At 57.2% G+C, this 19172-nt stretch carries 15 protein-coding genes; 12 read left to right on the top strand and 3 right to left on the bottom strand.

Going from position 1 to position 19172, the window contains the following annotated elements; translation table 11 throughout:
• Positions 1 to 702 precede the first annotated feature (702 nt).
• The 4 genes from HP566_RS02020 (at position 703) to HP566_RS02005 (ending at position 5339) form a co-directional block, all read left to right on the top strand.
• A complete protein-coding gene (locus HP566_RS02020; RefSeq protein ID WP_249975587.1) occupies positions 703 to 1614 on the top strand; it encodes a LysR family transcriptional regulator in 912 nt (303 codons plus the stop codon).
• Between the two features lie 35 nt (positions 1615 to 1649).
• Positions 1650 to 2564 carry a LysR substrate-binding domain-containing protein gene (locus tag HP566_RS02015; RefSeq protein WP_249975586.1) on the top strand — a complete coding sequence of 305 codons (915 nt, stop codon included), beginning with the start codon at positions 1650 to 1652 and terminating at the stop codon, positions 2562 to 2564.
• A 116-nt stretch (positions 2565 to 2680) separates the two neighbouring features.
• Positions 2681 to 3307: a glutathione S-transferase family protein gene (locus tag HP566_RS02010; protein ID WP_249975585.1), complete on the top strand. Its 627-nt coding sequence runs from the start codon at positions 2681 to 2683 to the stop codon at positions 3305 to 3307.
• Positions 3308 to 3365: 58 nt separating this feature from the next.
• Positions 3366 to 5339, top strand: coding sequence for a pyridoxamine 5'-phosphate oxidase family protein (locus tag HP566_RS02005; protein WP_249975584.1), 1974 nt, complete (start codon positions 3366 to 3368; stop codon positions 5337 to 5339).
• Positions 5340 to 5585: 246 nt separating this feature from the next.
• Here HP566_RS02005 and HP566_RS02000 read toward each other — a convergent pair whose 3' ends face one another.
• Positions 5586 to 6062, bottom strand: a complete 477-nt coding sequence (locus tag HP566_RS02000) for an NYN domain-containing protein (RefSeq protein ID WP_249975583.1) — start codon at positions 6060 to 6062, stop codon at positions 5586 to 5588.
• 32 nt (positions 6063 to 6094) lie between these two features.
• Positions 6095 to 6310 (bottom strand): PAS domain-containing protein, encoded by a 216-nt coding sequence (locus HP566_RS01995; protein ID WP_249975582.1) that lies wholly within the window; start codon positions 6308 to 6310, stop codon positions 6095 to 6097.
• Between the two features lie 299 nt (positions 6311 to 6609).
• On the opposite strand from HP566_RS01995, the gene HP566_RS01990 reads away from it, so the two are divergent.
• The 7 genes from HP566_RS01990 (at position 6610) to HP566_RS01960 (ending at position 15979) form a co-directional block, all read left to right on the top strand.
• The gene (locus tag HP566_RS01990) at positions 6610 to 7752 is read left to right on the top strand and encodes a GlxA family transcriptional regulator (RefSeq protein WP_249975591.1); all 1143 of its coding nucleotides are present in this window, start codon (positions 6610 to 6612) and stop codon (positions 7750 to 7752) included.
• 213 nt (positions 7753 to 7965) lie between these two features.
• On the top strand, positions 7966 to 8943 hold the full coding sequence (locus HP566_RS01985) for a dipeptidase (RefSeq protein WP_249975581.1): 978 nt from the start codon (positions 7966 to 7968) through the stop codon (positions 8941 to 8943).
• 132 nt (positions 8944 to 9075) lie between these two features.
• Positions 9076 to 9621 (top strand): DUF5943 domain-containing protein, encoded by a 546-nt coding sequence (locus tag HP566_RS01980; protein ID WP_249975580.1) that lies wholly within the window; start codon positions 9076 to 9078, stop codon positions 9619 to 9621.
• Between the two features lie 10 nt (positions 9622 to 9631).
• Positions 9632 to 11740, top strand: coding sequence for a dimethylglycine demethylation protein DgcA (gene dgcA, locus HP566_RS01975; protein WP_249975579.1), 2109 nt, complete (start codon positions 9632 to 9634; stop codon positions 11738 to 11740).
• 144 nt (positions 11741 to 11884) lie between these two features.
• The gene (locus HP566_RS01970) at positions 11885 to 13900 is read left to right on the top strand and encodes a (Fe-S)-binding protein (protein ID WP_249975578.1); all 2016 of its coding nucleotides are present in this window, start codon (positions 11885 to 11887) and stop codon (positions 13898 to 13900) included.
• Positions 13900 to 15183: an electron transfer flavoprotein subunit alpha/FixB family protein gene (locus HP566_RS01965; protein WP_249975577.1), complete on the top strand. Its 1284-nt coding sequence runs from the start codon at positions 13900 to 13902 to the stop codon at positions 15181 to 15183. Before HP566_RS01970 ends, HP566_RS01965 begins: the two co-directional genes overlap by 1 nt.
• Positions 15173 to 15979 carry an electron transfer flavoprotein subunit beta gene (locus HP566_RS01960; RefSeq protein WP_249975576.1) on the top strand — a complete coding sequence of 269 codons (807 nt, stop codon included), beginning with the start codon at positions 15173 to 15175 and terminating at the stop codon, positions 15977 to 15979. The genes HP566_RS01965 and HP566_RS01960 overlap by 11 nt, the downstream gene beginning before the upstream one ends.
• Before the next feature lie 161 nt (positions 15980 to 16140).
• On the opposite strand, the gene HP566_RS01955 is transcribed toward HP566_RS01960, so the two are convergent.
• On the bottom strand, positions 16141 to 17427 hold the full coding sequence (locus tag HP566_RS01955) for an aromatic ring-hydroxylating oxygenase subunit alpha (protein ID WP_249975590.1): 1287 nt from the start codon (positions 17425 to 17427) through the stop codon (positions 16141 to 16143).
• Positions 17428 to 17789: 362 nt separating this feature from the next.
• On the opposite strand from HP566_RS01955, the gene HP566_RS01950 reads away from it, so the two are divergent.
• Positions 17790 to 18896: a hybrid-cluster NAD(P)-dependent oxidoreductase gene (locus HP566_RS01950; RefSeq protein ID WP_249975589.1), complete on the top strand. Its 1107-nt coding sequence runs from the start codon at positions 17790 to 17792 to the stop codon at positions 18894 to 18896.
• The last annotated feature ends 276 nt before the right edge of the window (positions 18897 to 19172 follow it).

Genomic DNA, 19172 nt, shown 5'->3' with positions numbered 1-19172 from the left:
TGCTGAGCGCCATGCTAAGTGCCATGCTCCCTCCTGGAATCATCAACTGTTAATGAGAAACAGTGATAATAACGAGCCAGGAGCCAAGCACAACCCCTTAAGGGCAGGTGTCAGCGATGTCTTACAACAATGTAAGCGATATCGTACAAAATTTTAAGAGATGTCTTACAAAGCGTTAAGAGATAACGGATAAAACGAGGGTATAAAGAGGGGATCGCCGAAATTGCGCAGTAGCTAAAAGGGGATTATGGGTGGGGAGAGCATGTGAGGGGAGCGGCCAACACAACCATATTTAAAGCCGTATGCATGATACCCTCCCCAGCGCCAAACTTATGGGAAAGCTTTACCTTGCCAGCAGTGGGTGTATGCCCTGTTAGAAAATCAGCATTAGCAGGCCAATAACCACTACCAAACCGATCATGAAAATGATGCCTACCGTGCTAGCCAGGAATTTCAACATGTCACTTCTCCTTAAGTTATTCAGTTAGCTCATCGTGAACTAACGGTCGTAAAAGCGCTGCCTGCCAACTGCTGTAAGTAGCCATGTTTCTTAATCTCGTCAACATCTTGGGCTTTTGGCACAGCTGTGGTGTCAAATTACTTATCGTGCGCTTTAAAGATAGGAGCCAGGGCTGATTTGTGCAAACGAATCAATGTGTAGAATACTGGTAGTGACTTGTTGGCAACGCTTTTGGAGCGGGCTTGGATCGATTCGAAGAGATGCGTGTGTTCGCGGCGGTGGCTCAGTTAGAGAGCTTTTCTGGCGCTGCCCGGCAGCTTGCGCTGTCGGCACCTCGTGTTACCCGGGTGGTGGCATCGCTGGAAGCGCGCCTGGGTGTGGCGTTGTTACAGCGCACCACGCGTCAGGTACGTGTCACTGAGGCGGGAAGACGTTATCTGGAAGATGCCCAACAAGTACTGGCGCAACTTTCAGAAGCGGAGGCCGCAGCCACCGGTAGCTACGTAACGCCACGCGGCCTTTTGCACGTTACCGCGCCTGTGCTGTTTGGCGAGTACTACGTGACACCGCAAATCGTCGAATATTTGCAGCACCACTCCGATGTGCAGGTTCGCGCCGAACTGGTTGATCGGCCAGTGAATCTGCAGGAAGAGGGCATTGATGTTGCGGTGCGCATTGGCCATGTGCCTGAGAAGTGCCAGCACCTGACCGTGCCTGTCGGTGAAGTACGGCAGGTGGTGTGCGCCAGCCCAAAGTGGCTGGCCCGCAACGCTGAGCCCACGCATCCGCTTGATCTTGAAGTACTGCCCACCGTGGTTGCCGAGGGTAGCAACTTCGGTAGCCATTGGTGGTTTGAGGAGAGCGGTAAACGTATTGAGGTGATCCCCAGGCCAAGACTGCACATTAGCGCTGCCCATGCGGCACTGGCAGCTGTTGAAGCGGGTGCCGGACTTACGCGGCTGCTCTCTTACCAAGTGGCTGCCAGTGAAGCTGAAGGGCGGGTACGCTGCGTGTTGGCGGCGTTTGAGCCTGCGGCCATTCCCATCAATATTTGGGTGACCGCTGGCCGTGGGCGCGCTGCCAGCGTACGCACCTTTGTTGATTTTCTCGCCCAGCGGCTACGTGCCGATCCGGCGCTTGGCTATCGCGCTTGAGTAGTGCAAACGACTCCCTCAAACGGCGATCGCAAATGACGATGGCACTTGCTTCTCCATCATCACTGCATTTCGAGGCACTGATAGCGCTAAGCGAGGTTGCCAGGCACGGTAGCCTGCAGGCCGCAGCACAAGCGAACAGCTTTTCGGTGGCTAAGCTCAATCGCCTGCTGTGTGCCCAGGAGCAGCGTTTAGGCATTAAGTTGATCAATACCTCGCCCCGTGGCATCACCTTGACGGAAGCGGGCGCGCGGCTGCACCGCTATGCCGAAGCGCTCACCGAGGCGGTGGCCGATGCTGAAATCCAGGCGTGTCAGGAACACCGCAAACTCAGCGGTACACTACGCTTGCAGACCCCCCAGGCGCTGTTGGTGCCGTTAATGTTGCCGCTAGTGCAGAGGCTACAAGAGGAGCATCCTGGCCTGGCGGTCTTCCTGTTGGCTGACGAGCATCCCCGTTTGATTGGGGCAACGGCTCCGGCCCACCTCCGCCTGATGCCGGGGCCGCTGCCTGCATCCAGTTACGCGAGGCACCTGGGCGAGCTACGTGTTGGCTTGTTTGCCAGCCCTCGCTATCTTGATAAAGCCGGGCGGCCGGATAGCCTGCAAAGCCTGGCGCGCCATACACTTATTCATTGCCCTCGGGAGGGGCAGCTACCCGTCTGGCCGTTAGCTGGCGGCCACATCCTTCGCTTTGAGCCCAGGCTTAGCCTGAGCACCAGCGCCGCAGCCTTACAGGCGGCTATTAATGGCGCAGGTATCGTGCGGAGCTATCAGTTGGAGGCCGCTGGCGCTTGCGCCAAAGGATTGCTTGAGCCTGTCGCGGAACCGCTTTGGCCCTCAGCGGAACCCCTGGCATTGACCTACGACCTTGGGTTGCGGGCGCCAGCGAATGTGATGGCGTTTCTTACGCTTGCGACTCCTTGGCTGCGTGCGCAATTGGCATCTTAATTGTTTCAGTTTGGGTAATTATGTCTTGTTGATAGCTACTATTCTTGCAGCAATTGTTTTGACTCAAGATGGGGGCGCTTCACAGCGGTGAAGTCCCCTCAGCAAAGGAGCAAAGCATGTCTACTGCTATCAAGGTTTATCGCCATGCGCTTTCCGGCCACTGCCACCGCATCGAGCTGATGTTATCGCTGCTCGGATTGCCCGCCACGTTTATTGATGTTGACCTCGCTGCAGGTGAGCACAAAACACCGGCCTTCAAAGCACTGAATGCCTTTGAGCAGGTACCAGTGCTTGATGACAACGGCGTTATCCTGGCGGATTCCAATGCCATTCTGGTCTATCTTGAACGTCGCTATGGCGTTAATGGCCGCTGGTTACCGGAGGACCCACTGGGTCAAGCCCAGGTACAGCGCTGGCTGTCGGTGGCGGCAGGCCCGCTGGCGTATTCCGCCATGAAGGCTCGCTTAGTCACCGTTTTTAATGTCCCCTTCGATCCTGAACCACTGGTTGCCGATGCTCATCAGCTGTTCGAAATTATTGACGCCCATCTGACCAATCAACCCTTTCTTGCGGGTGAGCAAGCCACTCTGGCTGAGGTCGCGTTGTACAGTTATATCGCCCACGCACCGGAAGGCAATGTATCGCTTGAGCCCTACGCCAACATACGCACCTGGTTAACGCGCATCGAGGCGCTGGATGGTTTCGTGCCGATGGGCGTTACCCGGGTGGGGTTGGTGCGCTAAGCCCGTTCATGCTCGTGTCGCTGAATCATCCGGGTAAGCTACCCGCGAGGAGCCGTTAGTGGATAACGCCGCAACGACGCACCCTTGGCATGAGGGGGAGATCGCACTGCAGCGCCTGGTAGGGGTAGAGCAGCAAATGTCAGTGCTGGGCCGCCAAGTGTTACGCCCTTTTTTGACACCGCAACTGCAACACTTCTTTCCCCAACTGCCGTTTGTGGCCGCCGCCGCAGTGGATTTGGATGGGTGGCCCTGGGTGAGCTTGCTGGAAGGGGCGCCTGGCTTTGTTTATGCGCTGGATGAGAAGAGGCTTGCGTTGAACGTAACGCCTCCGGTGGACGATCCCCTTGCGCCTCTGCTAAAGAGTGGGGCCAGCCTGGGGGTGCTGGGGATCGAGCTACCCACCCGCCGTCGCAATCGGGTTAACGGCATGCTGCATGGCGCCGAAGGGCAGTGGCAGCTTGATGTCATCCACGCCTTCGGCAACTGCCCGCAGTACATTCATGACTGGTCGGCAATGCAAGTGGTGGAGGCCTCTCCAGGGACCGTGTTGAACCTGCGGGAGGTAGCGCTTGAGCAACTGCCCAAGCCGATTTTGGCACATATTGATCAGGCGTTAACGGCCTTTGTGGGCAGCTATGCACGCACTGATAAAGGCATCGGAGTGGATGCCTCTCACCGTGGAGGGAAGCCGGGGTTTATACGCCGCCACGGAGCGGCTCTGATCCTGCCTGATTTCGCCGGTAATCGCTTCTTCAATACCTTGGGTAACATCCTTGACAGCGGTCGCGCTGCCTTGGTGATACCGGACTTTGTGAGCGGCAATGTGCTGCATATCACCGGTGAAGCGCGGCTGGTTGACGAAGAAGCCGCTGGAGCGCGTTATCCTGGTGCGGAACGCTACTGGTGCCTGACTCCACGGCATATCCGTTGGCGGCCAGGTTCCTTGCGCTGGCGTAGTCAGGCAAGTGCGGTGGCTGTTGAGGCGGAGCCCTACGGGCCCTGGCAGGCGCTGAAAGCATCCGCTCATCAGCGTGTTCGCGTGTCGGCCGTGGTGCAGGAGACCCCCGAGATTCGCTCTTTCTATCTACAGGGGCAGCGAAAGGGTGAAGGGCTGGCACCCTTTAGCGCGGGGCAGTTCATCACGCTACGCGTGCCTCGTCTGGATGGCACCCCTCTGGTGCGCAGCTACACGCTTTCAGGTGATAGCCGGGAACCCAGGTATCGCATCAGTGTGAAGGTCGATGGTGACGGTTCTCGTTATTTACACAGCACGCTGCAGGTGGGTACCGAGCTAGTCGTCAGTATGCCCTGCGGCGCCTTTATTGCAGCGACTGCCACTGGCGCTAAGGATCATGCCCATTGGGTATTGCTGGGCGGGGGCATTGGTATTACCCCTATCTTAAGTCTGGCCCATGAACTCACCGGGGCTGGTCGTGGCCCGGTAACATTAATTCAGAGCGTGCAGGAGATTGCCGAGGCACCCTTCAGCCAGGAACTGCTTGATTTACAGGAGCGGGGGCTGATGTTACGGCGTCATGTCACGAGGGCTGCGGCGACATCCTGTGAATGGACGCCGGGGCGGGTGTCATTGGCGCAGGTGCTCATTGGCAAACCGATGATGGATATCCAGTTCTATCTGTGTGGTCCCGCCGGTTTTGTTCAGCACTATCATCAGGAGGCGCTGGAGCTTGGGCTCTCACCGGAGCAAATTCATACGGAGGCATTTGGCCCGTCAGCACTCGCGCAGGTGCAGAGTGCACCCGTGGCGGAGAAACCGGTCGCGGTCAGCTTTGAGAACCCTGGTGTGATCGCCCATTGGCAGCCGGGCGAAACCCTGCTGGAAACCGCTGAAAAAGCGGGCTTAACACCTGCCTTTGGATGCCGTAGCGGTAGCTGTGGCGAGTGCGTCTGCACACTGGTGAAAGGTGAGGTCATCCACTTCAACGGCATATCCGCACCGGAGGGCAAGGTGTTGCTATGCAGTGCCCGCCCTGCGGCACCAACACAAGCGCTAGCCATTGCACTTGGATAAACCAACTCATAGCAATACAGGTGCGCCGTCAGTTAAACGGCTAACCGCGTACCCAAGCATTTGGAACGTGCCGGGGTACGCGTTACCATCAAGCAGAATGCACTGATCAGTCAGCCCACTGTGTGAGTGCACTCTGAAACAACCGTCGCCGTCTTGCGCGGTGACCACTTAGCGGGGAAAGTATGCAGCCACTTCCTCTTGTGTGCTTTTCGGGTCGCACACTAGCCCTGATGCCTGATAGCCAAGTTAATTCAGCAGAAGTGCTTTATCTATCGCTATAAACTCACTGGCTTCATTGACTAATGTCGCTGCAGTAAATTGAGGAACACCATAAACCTCAACTTTTTTTGCATGCTTAACACGAATTTTGTTGACCAGAAGATCAAAGTCTCCATCGCCTGATACTAGTACGATAACATCTGCCTGCTCAGCGTATTCCATAGCGTCGAGAGCGATTCCAACATCCCAGTCACCTTTTGTGGAACCATCTGATCGTTGAATAAAAGGCTTCAGCTTTACATCAAAGCCAATAGCTCTGAGAATGTTTTGAAACTCCCGTTGCTTTTGGTCGCCTCTATCTATTGCGTAGCAAAAAGCTTTGACAACTTCCCTGTTATCAGTAGATTGTGCCCAAAACTTATTGTAATCAAAGTTTTTACGATAGGCTTCTCGTACTGTGTAATATACATTTTGAACATCCACAAATATCGCAACTTTTGTCATTTGGTATAACCTATGGTTAACGTGTTGTGTAGCTAGCTGCTATGGGTGGAGTCCCGGATGGTCGCCAGGTCATCAAAATGCATGGAGTGGGTGATCGAGGTGCCGATCAACGTGTCGGAACTGCAACCGAGCAGTGGCTCACAGGTATCACTCACAAAGACGATCCGGTTGTTCTCATCGACCACGAAGACAGTGTCCAGCATTCGCTGTTTCAGCTTGGGATAGAACGCGTGCAGGTCAACGGGCATAGACTGGGAATAATCCGAGACACAAGGCGTTGTCCGCAGAGCCTAACACAGGACGAGTCGGTGAGCTGAGACTGCCCATTGATGCTCGCTGCGACGCTCACTTCTCTTTCCGCGACATATTCGACGTAAATTCGCCAATTTTTTGTCTGTTTTTATTGTAATCGTGCCAATATAAGACTAAAGAACAATGCTACCCTGCATGAGTGCCTTCATCTCAGTAAAGGGAAACAAACAAGACGCCAGCGACACCTAAAACAAGAAAGAAAGGTAATGACCTAAAGGTGACGGAGGTTAAGATGATGACACCAGATCAAGCAAAAGACCCGACGGCAATGATCAATCGTTCAGGTGCTCCGCAGACGCTTGGTTTTTTGCTGCTGGATAACTTTACGCTCATTTCCCTGGCTTCAGCGATAGAGCCGTTACGTATGGCTAATCAGCTGGCCGGACGTGAGCTTTATCGTTGGTATACCCTAACACAAGACGGTTTGCCGGTACGTGCCAGCGATGGTCTACAGGTAACGCCAGATGCCGCTATGCATACTCCGTTATCGCTAGACTGGGTGATCGTTTGTGGAGGTGTAGGGCCTCAACATAGTGTTTCGCGCGAGCACTTACGGTGGCTTCAACTGCAGTCACGCCAATTACGGCGTATTGGCGCGGTATGCACTGGCAGTTGGGCGTTGGGCAAAGCGGGACTGCTTGATCATTATGAAACGAGTATACATTGGGAGTGTCTGGCCTCCATACAAGAGGCTTTTCCGAAGGTCATTCTTACTACGCGTCTATTTTCCATTGATCGTGACCGATTTACGGCTTCTGGTGGCACGGCGCCGCTCGACATGATGCTGAACCTTATTGCTCATGATCATGGTCACGAGCTGGCTGCAGGCATTTCTGAGATGTTCATTTATGAGCGCATGCGTAATGAGCAGGATCACCAGCGTGTTCCTCTTAAGCATGTGCTGGGAACCACCCAGCCCAAATTGCTGGAAATTGTGGCACTCATGGAGTCCAACCTGGAAGAGCCGATCGAACTTGATGAGCTGGCAAAGTATGTCAATGTGTCGCGCCGTCAGCTAGAGCGGTTATTCCAACGATATCTGCGCTGCTCACCATCACGATATTATCTTAAGTTACGGTTAGTACGTGCACGCCAACTGTTAAAGCAGACACCATTATCGATCATTGAGATTGCCTCCGTTTGCGGTTTTGTTTCCACTCCCCACTTCTCTAAATGCTACCGTGAATGCTTCGGTGGGCCCCCGCGAAACGAGCGCATGGGGATTCACAGTCGCCAAGGTAGTCATGACAACCCGTCATTCACAATTCAGCAGTGGGGGGTAGGGTCTGCGGGAGGGGAGCCGGCCTCCAGTGCTTTGCAGGCACTTGCCTATGCAAAAGGTGAGCCTACTTTTGCCAGTGTACCGCTACTGAATTGATGTTGACTGAGTGCCCTATGTTGGATGTGTGCTGCCCGGGCTCGGGCAGTATTTTTATGTGGGTGTTATTGTCAAAAATTTTAGGAGGGGCGCTGGCGGTTGTCGTATTCACGACACGATGACGCTTTTGGAATTTCCTCTGTCGTTTCTAAGAGCGGCTCAAACGAAAGTCAACGTTATGCTCGTAACATTAACCGATGTTGGAGCTTAGCTATGACCCCCGCAGAACTGCACAATGATGCCATCGTCATTGATGGTTTAATTATCGCCAAATGGGATCGTGAGCTGTTAGAGGACATGCGACGCGGCGGACTCACCGCAGCTAACTGCACCGTCTCGGTGTGGGAAGGTTTCCAGGCTACCGTTAATAACATTGTCGCTTCCAATGCTCTAATGGCAGATTGTAGTGATCTTGTGCGCCCTGTGCGCACCACTGCTGATATTGCTCGCGCTAAAGAAGAGGGCAAGACCGGTATCATCTTCGGATTTCAGAACTCCCACGCCTTCGAGGACCAGATCGGCTATGTAGAGATCTTCAAACAGCTGGGAGTGGGTATCGTACAGCTGTGCTACAACACCCAGAATCTTGTGGGTACCGGCTGTTACGAACGTGATGGTGGCCTATCCGGCTTTGGTCGTGAGATCGTCGCTGAGATGAATCGTGTCGGCATCATGTGTGACCTTTCTCACGTGGGCGCCAAAACCTCCGAGGAGGTAATTCTTGAGTCCAGGAAGCCGGTCTGCTACTCCCACTGCCTGCCCTCCGGACTCAAGCAGCACCCGCGCAACAAATCCGACGAAGAGCTTCGCTTTATTGCCGACCATGGTGGGTTTGTTGGTGTCACCATGTTCACACCGTTTCTAAAAAAAGGCATCGATTCCACCATCGAGGATTACTGCGAGGCTATCGAGTACATCATGAACATCGTTGGTGAGGATGCCATCGGCATCGGCACTGACTTTACCCAAGGTCACGGCCAGGAATTCTTCGAGTGGCTGACGCATGACAAGGGCTATGCTCGCCGCCTGACGGACTTTGGCAAGATCATCAATCCCGAGGGCATCCGCACCATTGGGGAGTTCCCCAACCTCACCGAGGCGCTGCTGCGTCGCGGCTTCAACGAGCCCCAGGTACGCAAGATCATGGGCGAAAACTGGGTGCGTATCCTGAAAGACGTTTGGGGCGCCTGACGATAGTGGCTGAGGTGACTACTCAGCAAGGAGCGCCGGGGCCTGCCCCTGGATCAGCTTCAAGCGGTGCTGCAAAGGCGATGTCCTTGCCCGTAACGCCATAACAATCATCAAGATTCGAGGAATCCAACCGTGACCAAGATGGCTCCCGAACTGCCCATCGAAGTGGATAGCGAGACCGGCGTGTGGACCACCGATGCCCTGCCGATGCTCTACGTGCCGCGCCACTTCTTTATCAACAACCACACCGCCGTCGCCGCAGCGCTGGGTGTGGATAAGTATGCAGAAATCCTTTACCACGCCGGTTATAAGAGCGCCTGGCACTGGTGTGAGAAAGAGGCTGAGTGCCATAGCCTCAAAGGTGTGGCTGTCTTTGAACACTATATGACACGGCTCTCCCAGCGCGGCTGGGGCAAGTTCGTCACCGAGGCCATTGACCTCGACGCCGGTACTGCACGGGTGCGGCTAGCGCATAGCTGTTTCGTTTACCAGCTCGGCAAGACAGGGCACAAGGAGGAGTACATGTTCACCGGCTGGTTCGCCGGCGCCATGGACCAGATCCTTGCCGCACGTGGAAGCGCGCTGCGCACTGTTGCGGAGCAGATCCAGAGTGCCGCCGAGCCTGGCTGCGAGGTGGGCATCTTCACGGTTCAGCCGTTGGCCGCCACCCAGGGTTGAGGAGGTTTCCATGGCATTCGATGCGATCTTCGAGCCGATCCAGATCGGCACGCTGACCATTCGCAACCGTGTGGTCAGTACTGCCCATGCCGAGGTGTATGCCACCGATGGCGGCATGACCACCGAGCGCTATGTGCGCTATTACGCGGAGAAGGCCAGGGGCGGTTGTGGTCTGTGTATCTGCGGAGGCTCCTCGGTGGTCTCCATCGACAGCCCCCAGGGCTGGTGGAGTTCGGTGAACCTCGCCACCGACCGCATCATCCCGCACTTCCAGAACCTTGCTGATGCCGTGCACCGGCATGGCGGCAAGATCATGATCCAGATCACCCATATGGGGCGCCGCTCGCGCTGGGACGGCTTCGACTGGCCGACTCTGCTGTCGCCTTCGGGCATTCGCGAGCCGGTGCACCGCTCCACCTGCAAGACCATTGAGGAGGAGGAGATCTGGCGCATCATCGGCGACTTCGCTCAGGCCGCGCGCCGGGCCAAGGAGGGGGGCCTCGACGGTGTCGAACTCTCCGCCGTGCACCAGCACCTGATCGACCAGTTCTGGAGTCCGCGGGTCAACAAGCGCGAGGACCAGTGGGGCGGCAGCTTCGAGAACCGCATGCGCTTCGGCATGGAGGTGCTCAAGGCGGTGCGCGCCGAGGTGGGCGACGACTTTGTGGTGGGCATGCGCATCTGCGGCGACGAGTTCCACCCGGACGGCCTCTCCCACGACGACATGAAGCAGATCGCCGCCTACTACGATGCCACAGGCCAGGTCGACTTCTTCGGTGTGATTGGCTCCGGCTGCGACACCCACAATACCCTGGCCAACGTCATTCCCAACATGTCCTATCCACCGGAGCCTTTTCTGCATCTGGCGGCTGGTATTAAAGCAGTGGTCAGCGTGCCGGTGATCCACGCCCAGAACATCAAGGACCCCAACCAGGCGCAACGCATCCTTGAGGGAGGCCATGTGGATCTGGTGGGCATGACCCGGGCGCATATCGCCGACCCGCACCTGATCGCCAAGATCAAGATGGGCCAGATTGACCAGATCAAACAGTGCGTGGGGGCCAACTACTGCATCGACCGACAGTACCAGGGCCTGGATGTGCTGTGCATCCAGAATGCCGCCACTTCCCGTGAGTACCTGGGCCTGCCGCATATCATCGAGAAGAGCGAGAACCCCAAGCGCAAGGTGGTGGTGGTCGGCGGCGGCCCAGGCGGCATGGAAGCGGCCCGTGTTGCCGCTGAGCGTGGTCACGATGTCACCCTGTTTGAGGTCGCAGAGGCACTCGGCGGGCAGATCACCATCGCTGCCAAGGCCCCAAACCGAGACCAGATCGCCGGCATCACCCGCTGGTACCAGCTGGAGCTGGCGCGCCTCAACGTCGACCTGCGGCTGGGCACCCGCGCCGACGAAGCGGCCCTGCTCGACCTGCGCCCGGACATCGTAGTGCTTGCCACTGGCGGCCAGCCCTTTCTGAGTCAGCGCCCGGAATGGGGCTATTCAGAGGAATCCGAGGAGAGTCTGGTGGTCAGCACCTGGGATATTCTCTCCGGCAAGGTAGCCCCAGGCAAGAACGTGCTGATTTATGACGCTATCTGCGAGTTCTCCGGCGTCTCGGTGGCGGATTTCCTCGCCGACAAGGGTGCCAAGGTGGAGATCGTCACCGACGATATCAAGCCCGGCGCAGCGGTGGGCGGTACCACCTTCCCCACCTACTACCGCAGCCTCTACGAGAAGGAGGTGATCATGACCTCTGACCTGATGCTGCACAAGGTCTACCGCGAGGGCGATGGCTTGGTGGCGGTGCTCGAGAACGAGTACACCGGCGGCCTGGAGGAGCGGGTGGTGGATCAGGTGGTGGTGGAGAACGGTGTGCGCCCTGACGAGGCGCTCTACTACGCTCTCAAGGAGCAGTCCCGCAACAAGGGCCAACTGGACCTGGAGGCGCTCTACGCCATCCAGCCCCAGCCCTGCCTTGGGGAGGAGAGAGGGGAGGAGAGAGGCGAGGAGAGAACCGAAGGCGGTGATGGCTTCCTGCTGTTCCGCCTGGGCGACTGCACGGCGCCGCGCAATACCCACGCGGCCATCTACGACGCGCTGCGGCTATGCAAGGATTTTTGATGTGTCGTAAGCCACAACAATGAGGGGGCCGGGGGAAGGTCGTAGCGAGGGTCATTTGCCAGGGATGGCAAATGTAGCGCCCAGGGAGGGGTTTACAGCGCCCTCGCGCAGGCCTGCCCCCGGAACAGCCCGGAAGAGGTGAGCATGCTCGAAACTCTCCTGCCGATATTGATCTTCTCCGCCCTGGCGCTGGCCGCGCTTGGCGCCAGCCGGCGTGTCCGCCTGTGGCGCCAGGGGCGGCCCTCCTCCGTGCCGATTCTCAAGGGCCTGGCGGCCATGCCGCGCCGCTACCTGGTGGATCTGCACCATGTGGTGGGGCGCGACAAGGTGATGTCCAACACCCATGTGGCCACCGCCGGTGGCTTCGTGGCCGCCGCCGTGCTGATGATCCTGGTGCATGGCCTGGGGCTCGGCTCTTCAGAAAGCATGGGGCCCATCCTCGGCGGGTTGCTGCTGGCCGCCAGCGCCGCCATGTTCGTGGGCAGCCGCTTCGTGGCCCGGCGCCGCCGCAACCCGCCCGCGCGACTCTCCAGGGGGCCCTGGATGCGCCTGCCCAGGAGCCTGATGGCCTTCTCGGGTGGCGTCTTCCTGGCCACTTTACCCACGCTGGGACTGTTGCCGGATGACTTCGGCAGCGGGGTCCTGGCACTGATGCTGGCCGCTGTGGTGGTCTGGGGCCTGGGCGAGATGGTCTTCGGCATGACCTGGGGCGGGCCGATGAAGCACGCCTTCGCCGGTGCCCTGCACCTGGCCTTCCATCGCCGCCCCGAGCGCTTCTCCTCCAAACAGGGCGGCCGCCGCTCCACCGGCCTCAAGGCGCTGGACCTGGACGACGAGACGGCACCGCTGGGCGTTGGGACGCCCAGCGATTTCACCTGGAACCAGTTGCTGGGCTTCGATGCCTGCGTGCAGTGTGGGCGCTGTGAGGCGGTGTGTCCGGCCTTCGCTGCCGGCCAGCCCCTCAACCCCAAGAAGCTGATTCAGGATATGGTGGTGGGCCTGTCCGGGGGCAGTGATGCCAGCTATACAGGCTCTCCTCATCCTGGTAAGCCCGTAGGCGAACATTACGGAACCCCTTATGGCCCAATCGTAGGATTGGCGGGACAGGCCCTGGTGGACGCCGAGACCCTATGGTCCTGCACCACCTGCCGCGCCTGCGTGGAAGAGTGCCCGATGATGATCGAACACGTCGACGCCATCGTCGATATGCGCCGCCACCTGACCCTTGAGCGGGGCCAGACCCCCAACAAGGGCGCTGGGGTGCTCGACAACCTGATCGCCACCGACAATCCCGGCGGTTTTGATCCCGGCTCACGGCTGCACTGGGCGGCGGACCTCAACCTGCCGCTGATGGCCGACGTCAAGCAGGCCGAGGTGCTGTTGTGGCTGGGTGATGGCGCCTTCGATATGCGCAACCAGCGCACCCTGCGGGCCCTGGTCAAGGTGCTGCGAGTCGCCGAGGTGGAGTTCGCGGTGCTGGGTACCGAGGAACGCGACAGCGGTGACGTGGCGCGGCGCCTGGGCGACGAGGCGACCTTCCAGCGTCTCGCCCGTCGCAATATCGCCACCCTGTCGAAGTACCGCTTCCAGCGCATCGTCACCTGTGACCCCCACAGTTTCCATGTACTGGGCAACGAGTACGGCGAGCTGGCGGAACCCGGAATACCTGCCCAATACGAGGTGCGCCACCACAGCACCTTTATCGCCGAGCTGTATGACGCTGGCCGGCTGGCCTTCGCGCCCTGGAAGGGGGGGCGCGTCACCTATCATGATCCCTGCTATCTCGGCCGCTACAACGGCGAGTATGAGGCGCCGCGACGGGTCCTCAAGGCGTTGGGCATCGAACTCAAGGAGATGGAACGCTCCGGCTTTCGATCGCGCTGCTGCGGCGGCGGCGGTGGGGCGCCGATCACCGATATTCCCGGCGAACGGCGGATCCCTGATATGCGCATGAACGACGTCAAAGAGAGTGGTGCCGGACTGGTGGCGGTGGGGTGCCCCCAGTGCACCGCCATGTTGGAAGGGGTGGTGGATGCCAGCGCCGAGGTACGCGATATCGCCGAGTTGGTAGCCGACGCCCTGGTGGAACCCCCCTCTGTTAATGCGACTGGATCGCCCCGTGAGCCTGTTGTAAAGGCGACTGCTGAGGAGGTGCTTTGATGAGTGAGATTCGTCGCCGCGATCCACGCCGCGAGTGGATCGCCCGTAACCGCTTGCACCCCGAGCACGCCAGTGTGTTGGCCGCACTTGATGGAATCGAGGGAGGCGGGGCTACCAGCGAATGGCTGGGCCCCAGCGGGGTGATACGCAAGAACCCCCGCGCCGTGGGCTTTATCGGCCCCAGTGGCATCAAGCGTATTGATCGAAGCGGCCTTCAATCGGGAAGTCAGCCCACTGTGTCAGCAATGGCAGTATCTGGTGATAGTCGGCGAGCCGTGAACATTGCTGAACCCGCTTTTCTGGTAGCAGTGGTGCCGGATCTTATCGGTGGACGTCTCTCTGCTCACGATAAGGATATGCTGGGTCTGGCCCGGCGGCTGGCGGATGTCGATGTTGGTCGTCCTGGCGCTGTAGTGGCGATTCTGTTTTGCGAGCATAAAGAGGAGGCGCTGGGCGAGGTTGGAATTGATAAGGTGCTGCACTTTAATGAAGCAATATATGCTGGTTTCGCCCCCGAGGTGCGCCTGGCAGCGCTGACCACCGTAGAACGGGAGCTGGCACCACGTTATTGGCTGTTTCCTGACTCGCCCCTGGGCGGCGCTGACCTGGGGCGGCGCCTGGCGCTGCGACTGAACGAGCGCCCTGCCACGGGCGTTTGGCAGATTGAGGCTGATAATGAGGCGCTTTTGGGCTGGCGTTGCACTGCCCGTGGTGCGGCAGGGAGTCTGGATATCCAGCGCCCGCTGCCGCGGTTTGTGCTGGCGCTGGCCGAGTGTGCCGAGCCGGTGGATGAGACCCGGCACGCGGCTGAGCGCCTAAGCATAGCTGGGGTGACTCCCACCACCTTGTCGCGTATTGAAGATTTGGGGCAAGTGGCGGTGGATCCCGCAGGGGTGGCGCTGGCTGAGGCGGAGTTCATTCTCTCAGGTGGCAACGGCGTCAAGAATTGGGACGCCTTTCATCATGCCGCTAAGGTGTTGGGAGCTACCGAAGGGGCTTCTCGTGTCGCGGTAGATGATGGATTTATGACCCGTGACCGTCAGGTGGGGGCGACTGGTACCTGGGTGACCGCCCGGGTGTATCTGGCGGTGGGGATTTCCGGGGCCATTCAGCATCTGCAGGGTATTCAGCGTTGCGACAAAGTGGTGGCTATCAATCTTGATCCTGGATGCGACATGATCAAGCGCGCCGACCTGGCGGTGATCGGCGACAGCGCCGAGATCCTCGCTGCTCTGGTGGGCATGGTGGAACAGCGACGAGGGGGGCAGCGCGATGCAGCCTGAGCAGCAGGGACTCGAGGTGGCGGTGCTGGTCTCGGTGGGGCGCCACCCCATCACCGGACGCGCCCGGCGTGCTGAACAGGATGCCCGGGGAGTAGAGCTTGCTCTGACCCTGGCGTCCGAGCTACCAGGTACCCGGATTAACGTGCTGCATGCCGGTCAGCAGGATATCAACAGCGAGGTGGCGCTGCGGGGCTACCTGGGCATGGGATTGAACTCTCTCACACTGCTGGAACAGCCTGAGGGCAGTGATGCCATTGCGGCTCTGGCTGCATATCTAACCAAGGCGTTACCACCGTTGGTGCTTACCGGTACCCGGGCGGAGTGCGGTGAGGGGTCTGGACTCTTACCCTATGCTTTGGCCGAGCGACTTGGTTGGCCTTTGGTGAATGGTTTGGCCGCAGTGGAAACGATAGAGAATGGTGTGGTTACGCTGCTCCAGGCCCTGCCCCGGGGGCAGCGGCGGCGCCTAAAGGTACGTCTGCCTGCCATCGTCAGTGTGGATGAAGCGGGACCAGTGGCACGCCAGAGTGCCTTTGGTCCCGCCCGCCGAGCCAAATTTATCGTAACGTCCGCTATCCACGAACCTGACAGAGAGTTGACCCAGTGGCACTTGGCACCCGCTCGTAAACGTCCTAAACGTCTAAAAATAGTCAAGGCTGCCTCCGCAAGAGATCGCTTTAAGGCCGCTGCATCCAAGGCCGGGGGTAAGAGCGGTCAAGTGCTGAGTGATGTTACCCCTGAACAGGGAGCCGTAGCGATACTCAAGCTGCTTGAAGAGGAGGATGTGCTGCGATAGCTTTTGGCATAGTGGTTTGCAAAACACGCCATGAACATCTTATTAACCCCGGCCAAAAAGCCGGGGTTAATGTTTTTTGCGGCTTGCAGTTCTCAGACGCTCTGCACCAGGGTCGGGTGGTGCGGCTCCCGCTCACAGGCCAGGCAACCTTCAGTCAAACCTTAGCTTTGAGCCAATTGTAGCGAGGGAGCACCATGTCCTAAGTTTTGCAGCATACGTGCGGCATACCAGTCGATAAAGTCGATCACACCGAACTCATAGGTTTCGGAGTAAGGACCGGGCTGATAAGCCTTGGAGTTAATGCCGCGCTGGTTCTCTTCGACCAGCTGGCGGTCCTGGTCGTTAGTGACGTCCCACACCCGGCGAAGCTGTTCGGGGTCGTAGTCGATACCTTCCCTGGCATCCTTATGAACCAGCCATTTGGTGGTCACTACGGTTTTCTGGGGGCCAAGCGGCAGTACGCGAAATACCACCGCATGATCACCCATAAAATGATTCCATGAATTGGGCAGATGCAGGATGCGTAGCGAACCCATATCAGGGCTTGATAAGCGCCCCATCAGCTTATTGCAGCCGGGTTTGCCATCCAGCGTCATCGAGACAATACCGTCCAGCAGCGGCGTGCGGGTCAGGCGGTTACGTTTTCCAAACCGCTTCAACTGATAGGGCACCTGTTCTTGATCCCAGTCCGCTTGTTTGCGTGCCACCAACGCTTTATAGGCGGGCGTTGCGCGGGGATCTTCAGTGTCATCAAACTCTTGTAACGAGTTAAGAAGCTCAGGGTGAGCGCCGTTGCAGTGGTAGCACTCGCGATTGTTTTCGATGACCAGTTTCCAGTTTGCTTGTTCGACGATGCTGGATTCCACCGCGACCTTGATGTTGTCCATCTGGTACGGCTCAAGATAATGCTCAAGCGTTGCCAGAAAATCATCAATTACGGGCGGTTTATCGCTTAGGCTAATAAAGATAAAGCCCCCAGCCGTGCGAATATTAACCGGATTGAGTCCAAATTCAGCAAGGCTGAAGTCATCGCCCATATCACTGCCGGCAAACAGCAATCGGCCATCAAGCTCATAGGTCCACTGATGGTAAGGACATACGAGCTTTGCAACCTTGCCTTTATCCTTCAGACAAAGACGTGAACCACGATGGCGGCAGACATTATGGAATGCATGAATAGTCCCTTCACTGCCGCGCACAATAACGATAGGGTTATCTCCAATATCCAACGTTATGAAGTTGCCCTTGGTCGGGATCTCGCAGGTCATCCCCGCGAACAACCACTCTTTCTCGAAAACTTCCTGCATATCGAGAGCGAACAGACCAGCATCGTTATAAAAAGGCTGTGGAAGTGAAAAGGTACGCGCTCTTGCTTGCAGCATCTGTGCCGTTGACTCACGGGCCGCAGCGAGCGGGTCGCCCATTGTATAAGAAACACTTTTTTCCATACCAGTATCCTCGTAAACCACCGCTTCCCCCTCAAGGGCCGCGATACGGCCGTTAATCAAGTTTGCTTATCCTGTTGTTCCGTGGCGTAACCTGGCGTTTTATTCAGATGTGATCTGCTCTCAGTGACAGATTGTGTTGCAGGCTAATGCCTGCCAATTATCTGCCCGCGACATCAGGTAGCGCAGTGGCGACTAAAACAGTGGTTTCTAAACAGCAGGGAGTGGCACGAGGTAAGTAGGTGTCGCTGTCAGGCAAGTCGGCTGGAAAGCGCATCCCCAAAATGCAGACAAAGGTGCTGGGCCGTATAGCTGTTACGGATCGGTGACGCATAGGGTGATGGCTTGGTCAGGCAGAGGCGATGATGACAACGAATTTCTTCAATCCAGTCACGACCCAAACGTGGACCAACGGGCGTCATCAGGTACGTTGCGTTAAGGTAATTCAGGAAACTCAGGATGTACGTACGTTCTGTTTTATGGCGGAGCAGCCTGTGCTGTTCTTCTTTAAGCCCGGCCAGTTTGTTACCTTGGAGCTTGAGATTGATCATCAGCCGATCATGCGCTCTTACACGATTTCCAGCTCCCCCTCCATTCCTTACAGCTTTTCAATCACTGTTAAACAAGTGCCGCAAGGCAAGGTATCCAATTGGCTGCATGCAAACTTAAAGGTGGGTGATGTACTGGTTGTTCATGGTCCGGTAGGTAACTTTAATTCCATCGATTTTCCTGCCGACAAAGTGCTGTTTCTCTCTGGGGGGGTGGGGATTACCCCGTTAATGTCGATGACGCGCTGGCTGTTTGATACCAACGCCAATGTTGATGTTGAGTTCGTGCATAGCGCTCGGGCGCCTCGCGATGTCATTTTTCATCGTGAACTGGTGCATATGTTTTCACGTATTCCTGAGTTTAAGCTGCATATTATTTGCGAGAGTAAAGAGGATATTGGTGAAGCCTGGGCTGGCTACCGTGGTTACCTTACCCAGCCTCTTTTTGAACTGATGGTGCCGGACTTTATGGAAAGGGAGATCTTCTGTTGCGGCCCTGTGCCCTACATGAACGCCATTAAAAGCATTCTCCGTAACCACAATTTTAATATGAGTCATTACCACGAAGAGCTGTTTGGCGCCACGCCGTTTGACGTTCGTGATGATGTGCGCGAGCTGGCCGAGCAGGCAGAAGTAGAAGCCGAAAATATCGATAGCAATGACTTACACCGCATAGAGTTTGCGTCTTCTGGAAAAAGTGTACGTATACAGCCTGGTGAAACGGTCCATGCAGCAGCTGCGAAGCTTGGTCTGCATATCCCCAAAGCGTGCGGTATGGGTATTTGCGGCACCTGCCGGGTAGAACTCAAGTCGGGTGAGGTGGAAATGGAACATAACGGAGGCATTACGGAGGAGGATATCGAAGATGGCTATATCCTGTCGTGCTGTAGTCGCCCCAAAGGCAATCTGGTGGTGGATTTTTAGTGCTGACCGACGTTTTAAACACATTTAATAAAGCGCCCTACACAGCGGAAGTCGCCTAACGACTGCCGATGTCGCAAATACATCGAGTGGTGACGTCAGCAAGCATCTTAGTCCCGGAAACCAACGATAGTATCGCGGTAAGAACGCGTTCAAAGAGTATGTTCAGCACTTAATAACAGAGTGTCTTATTAGGAGGCGGTAATGCTTCAACGTTATTTTTCCCCTAACGCCCGCTTGATCAATGACAACCGTCTGCTTGCTGAATCCATTGCTTGA

The organism is Vreelandella olivaria, assembly GCF_023507745.1.
Taxonomy (GTDB): Bacteria; Pseudomonadota; Gammaproteobacteria; order Pseudomonadales; family Halomonadaceae; genus Vreelandella; species Vreelandella olivaria_A.
This window is presented reverse-complemented; position numbering and strand designations above follow the sequence as displayed.

Coding starts and splice junctions, on each gene's coding strand:
- HP566_RS02015 (WP_249975586.1), top strand. CDS start 1,650: ATGACGATGGCACTTGCTTCTCCATCATCACTGCATTTCGAGGCACTG.
- HP566_RS02010 (WP_249975585.1), top strand. CDS start 2,681: ATGTCTACTGCTATCAAGGTTTATCGCCATGCGCTTTCCGGCCACTGC.
- HP566_RS02000 (WP_249975583.1), bottom strand. CDS start 6,062: ATGACAAAAGTTGCGATATTTGTGGATGTTCAAAATGTATATTACACA.
- HP566_RS01995 (WP_249975582.1), bottom strand. CDS start 6,310: ATGCCCGTTGACCTGCACGCGTTCTATCCCAAGCTGAAACAGCGAATG.
- HP566_RS01990 (WP_249975591.1), top strand. CDS start 6,610: ATGACACCAGATCAAGCAAAAGACCCGACGGCAATGATCAATCGTTCA.
- HP566_RS01985 (WP_249975581.1), top strand. CDS start 7,966: ATGACCCCCGCAGAACTGCACAATGATGCCATCGTCATTGATGGTTTA.
- dgcA (WP_249975579.1), top strand. CDS start 9,632: ATGGCATTCGATGCGATCTTCGAGCCGATCCAGATCGGCACGCTGACC.
- HP566_RS01970 (WP_249975578.1), top strand. CDS start 11,885: ATGCTCGAAACTCTCCTGCCGATATTGATCTTCTCCGCCCTGGCGCTG.
- HP566_RS01965 (WP_249975577.1), top strand. CDS start 13,900: ATGAGTGAGATTCGTCGCCGCGATCCACGCCGCGAGTGGATCGCCCGT.
- HP566_RS01960 (WP_249975576.1), top strand. CDS start 15,173: ATGCAGCCTGAGCAGCAGGGACTCGAGGTGGCGGTGCTGGTCTCGGTG.
- HP566_RS01955 (WP_249975590.1), bottom strand. CDS start 17,427: ATGGAAAAAAGTGTTTCTTATACAATGGGCGACCCGCTCGCTGCGGCC.
- HP566_RS01950 (WP_249975589.1), top strand. CDS start 17,790: ATGACAACGAATTTCTTCAATCCAGTCACGACCCAAACGTGGACCAAC.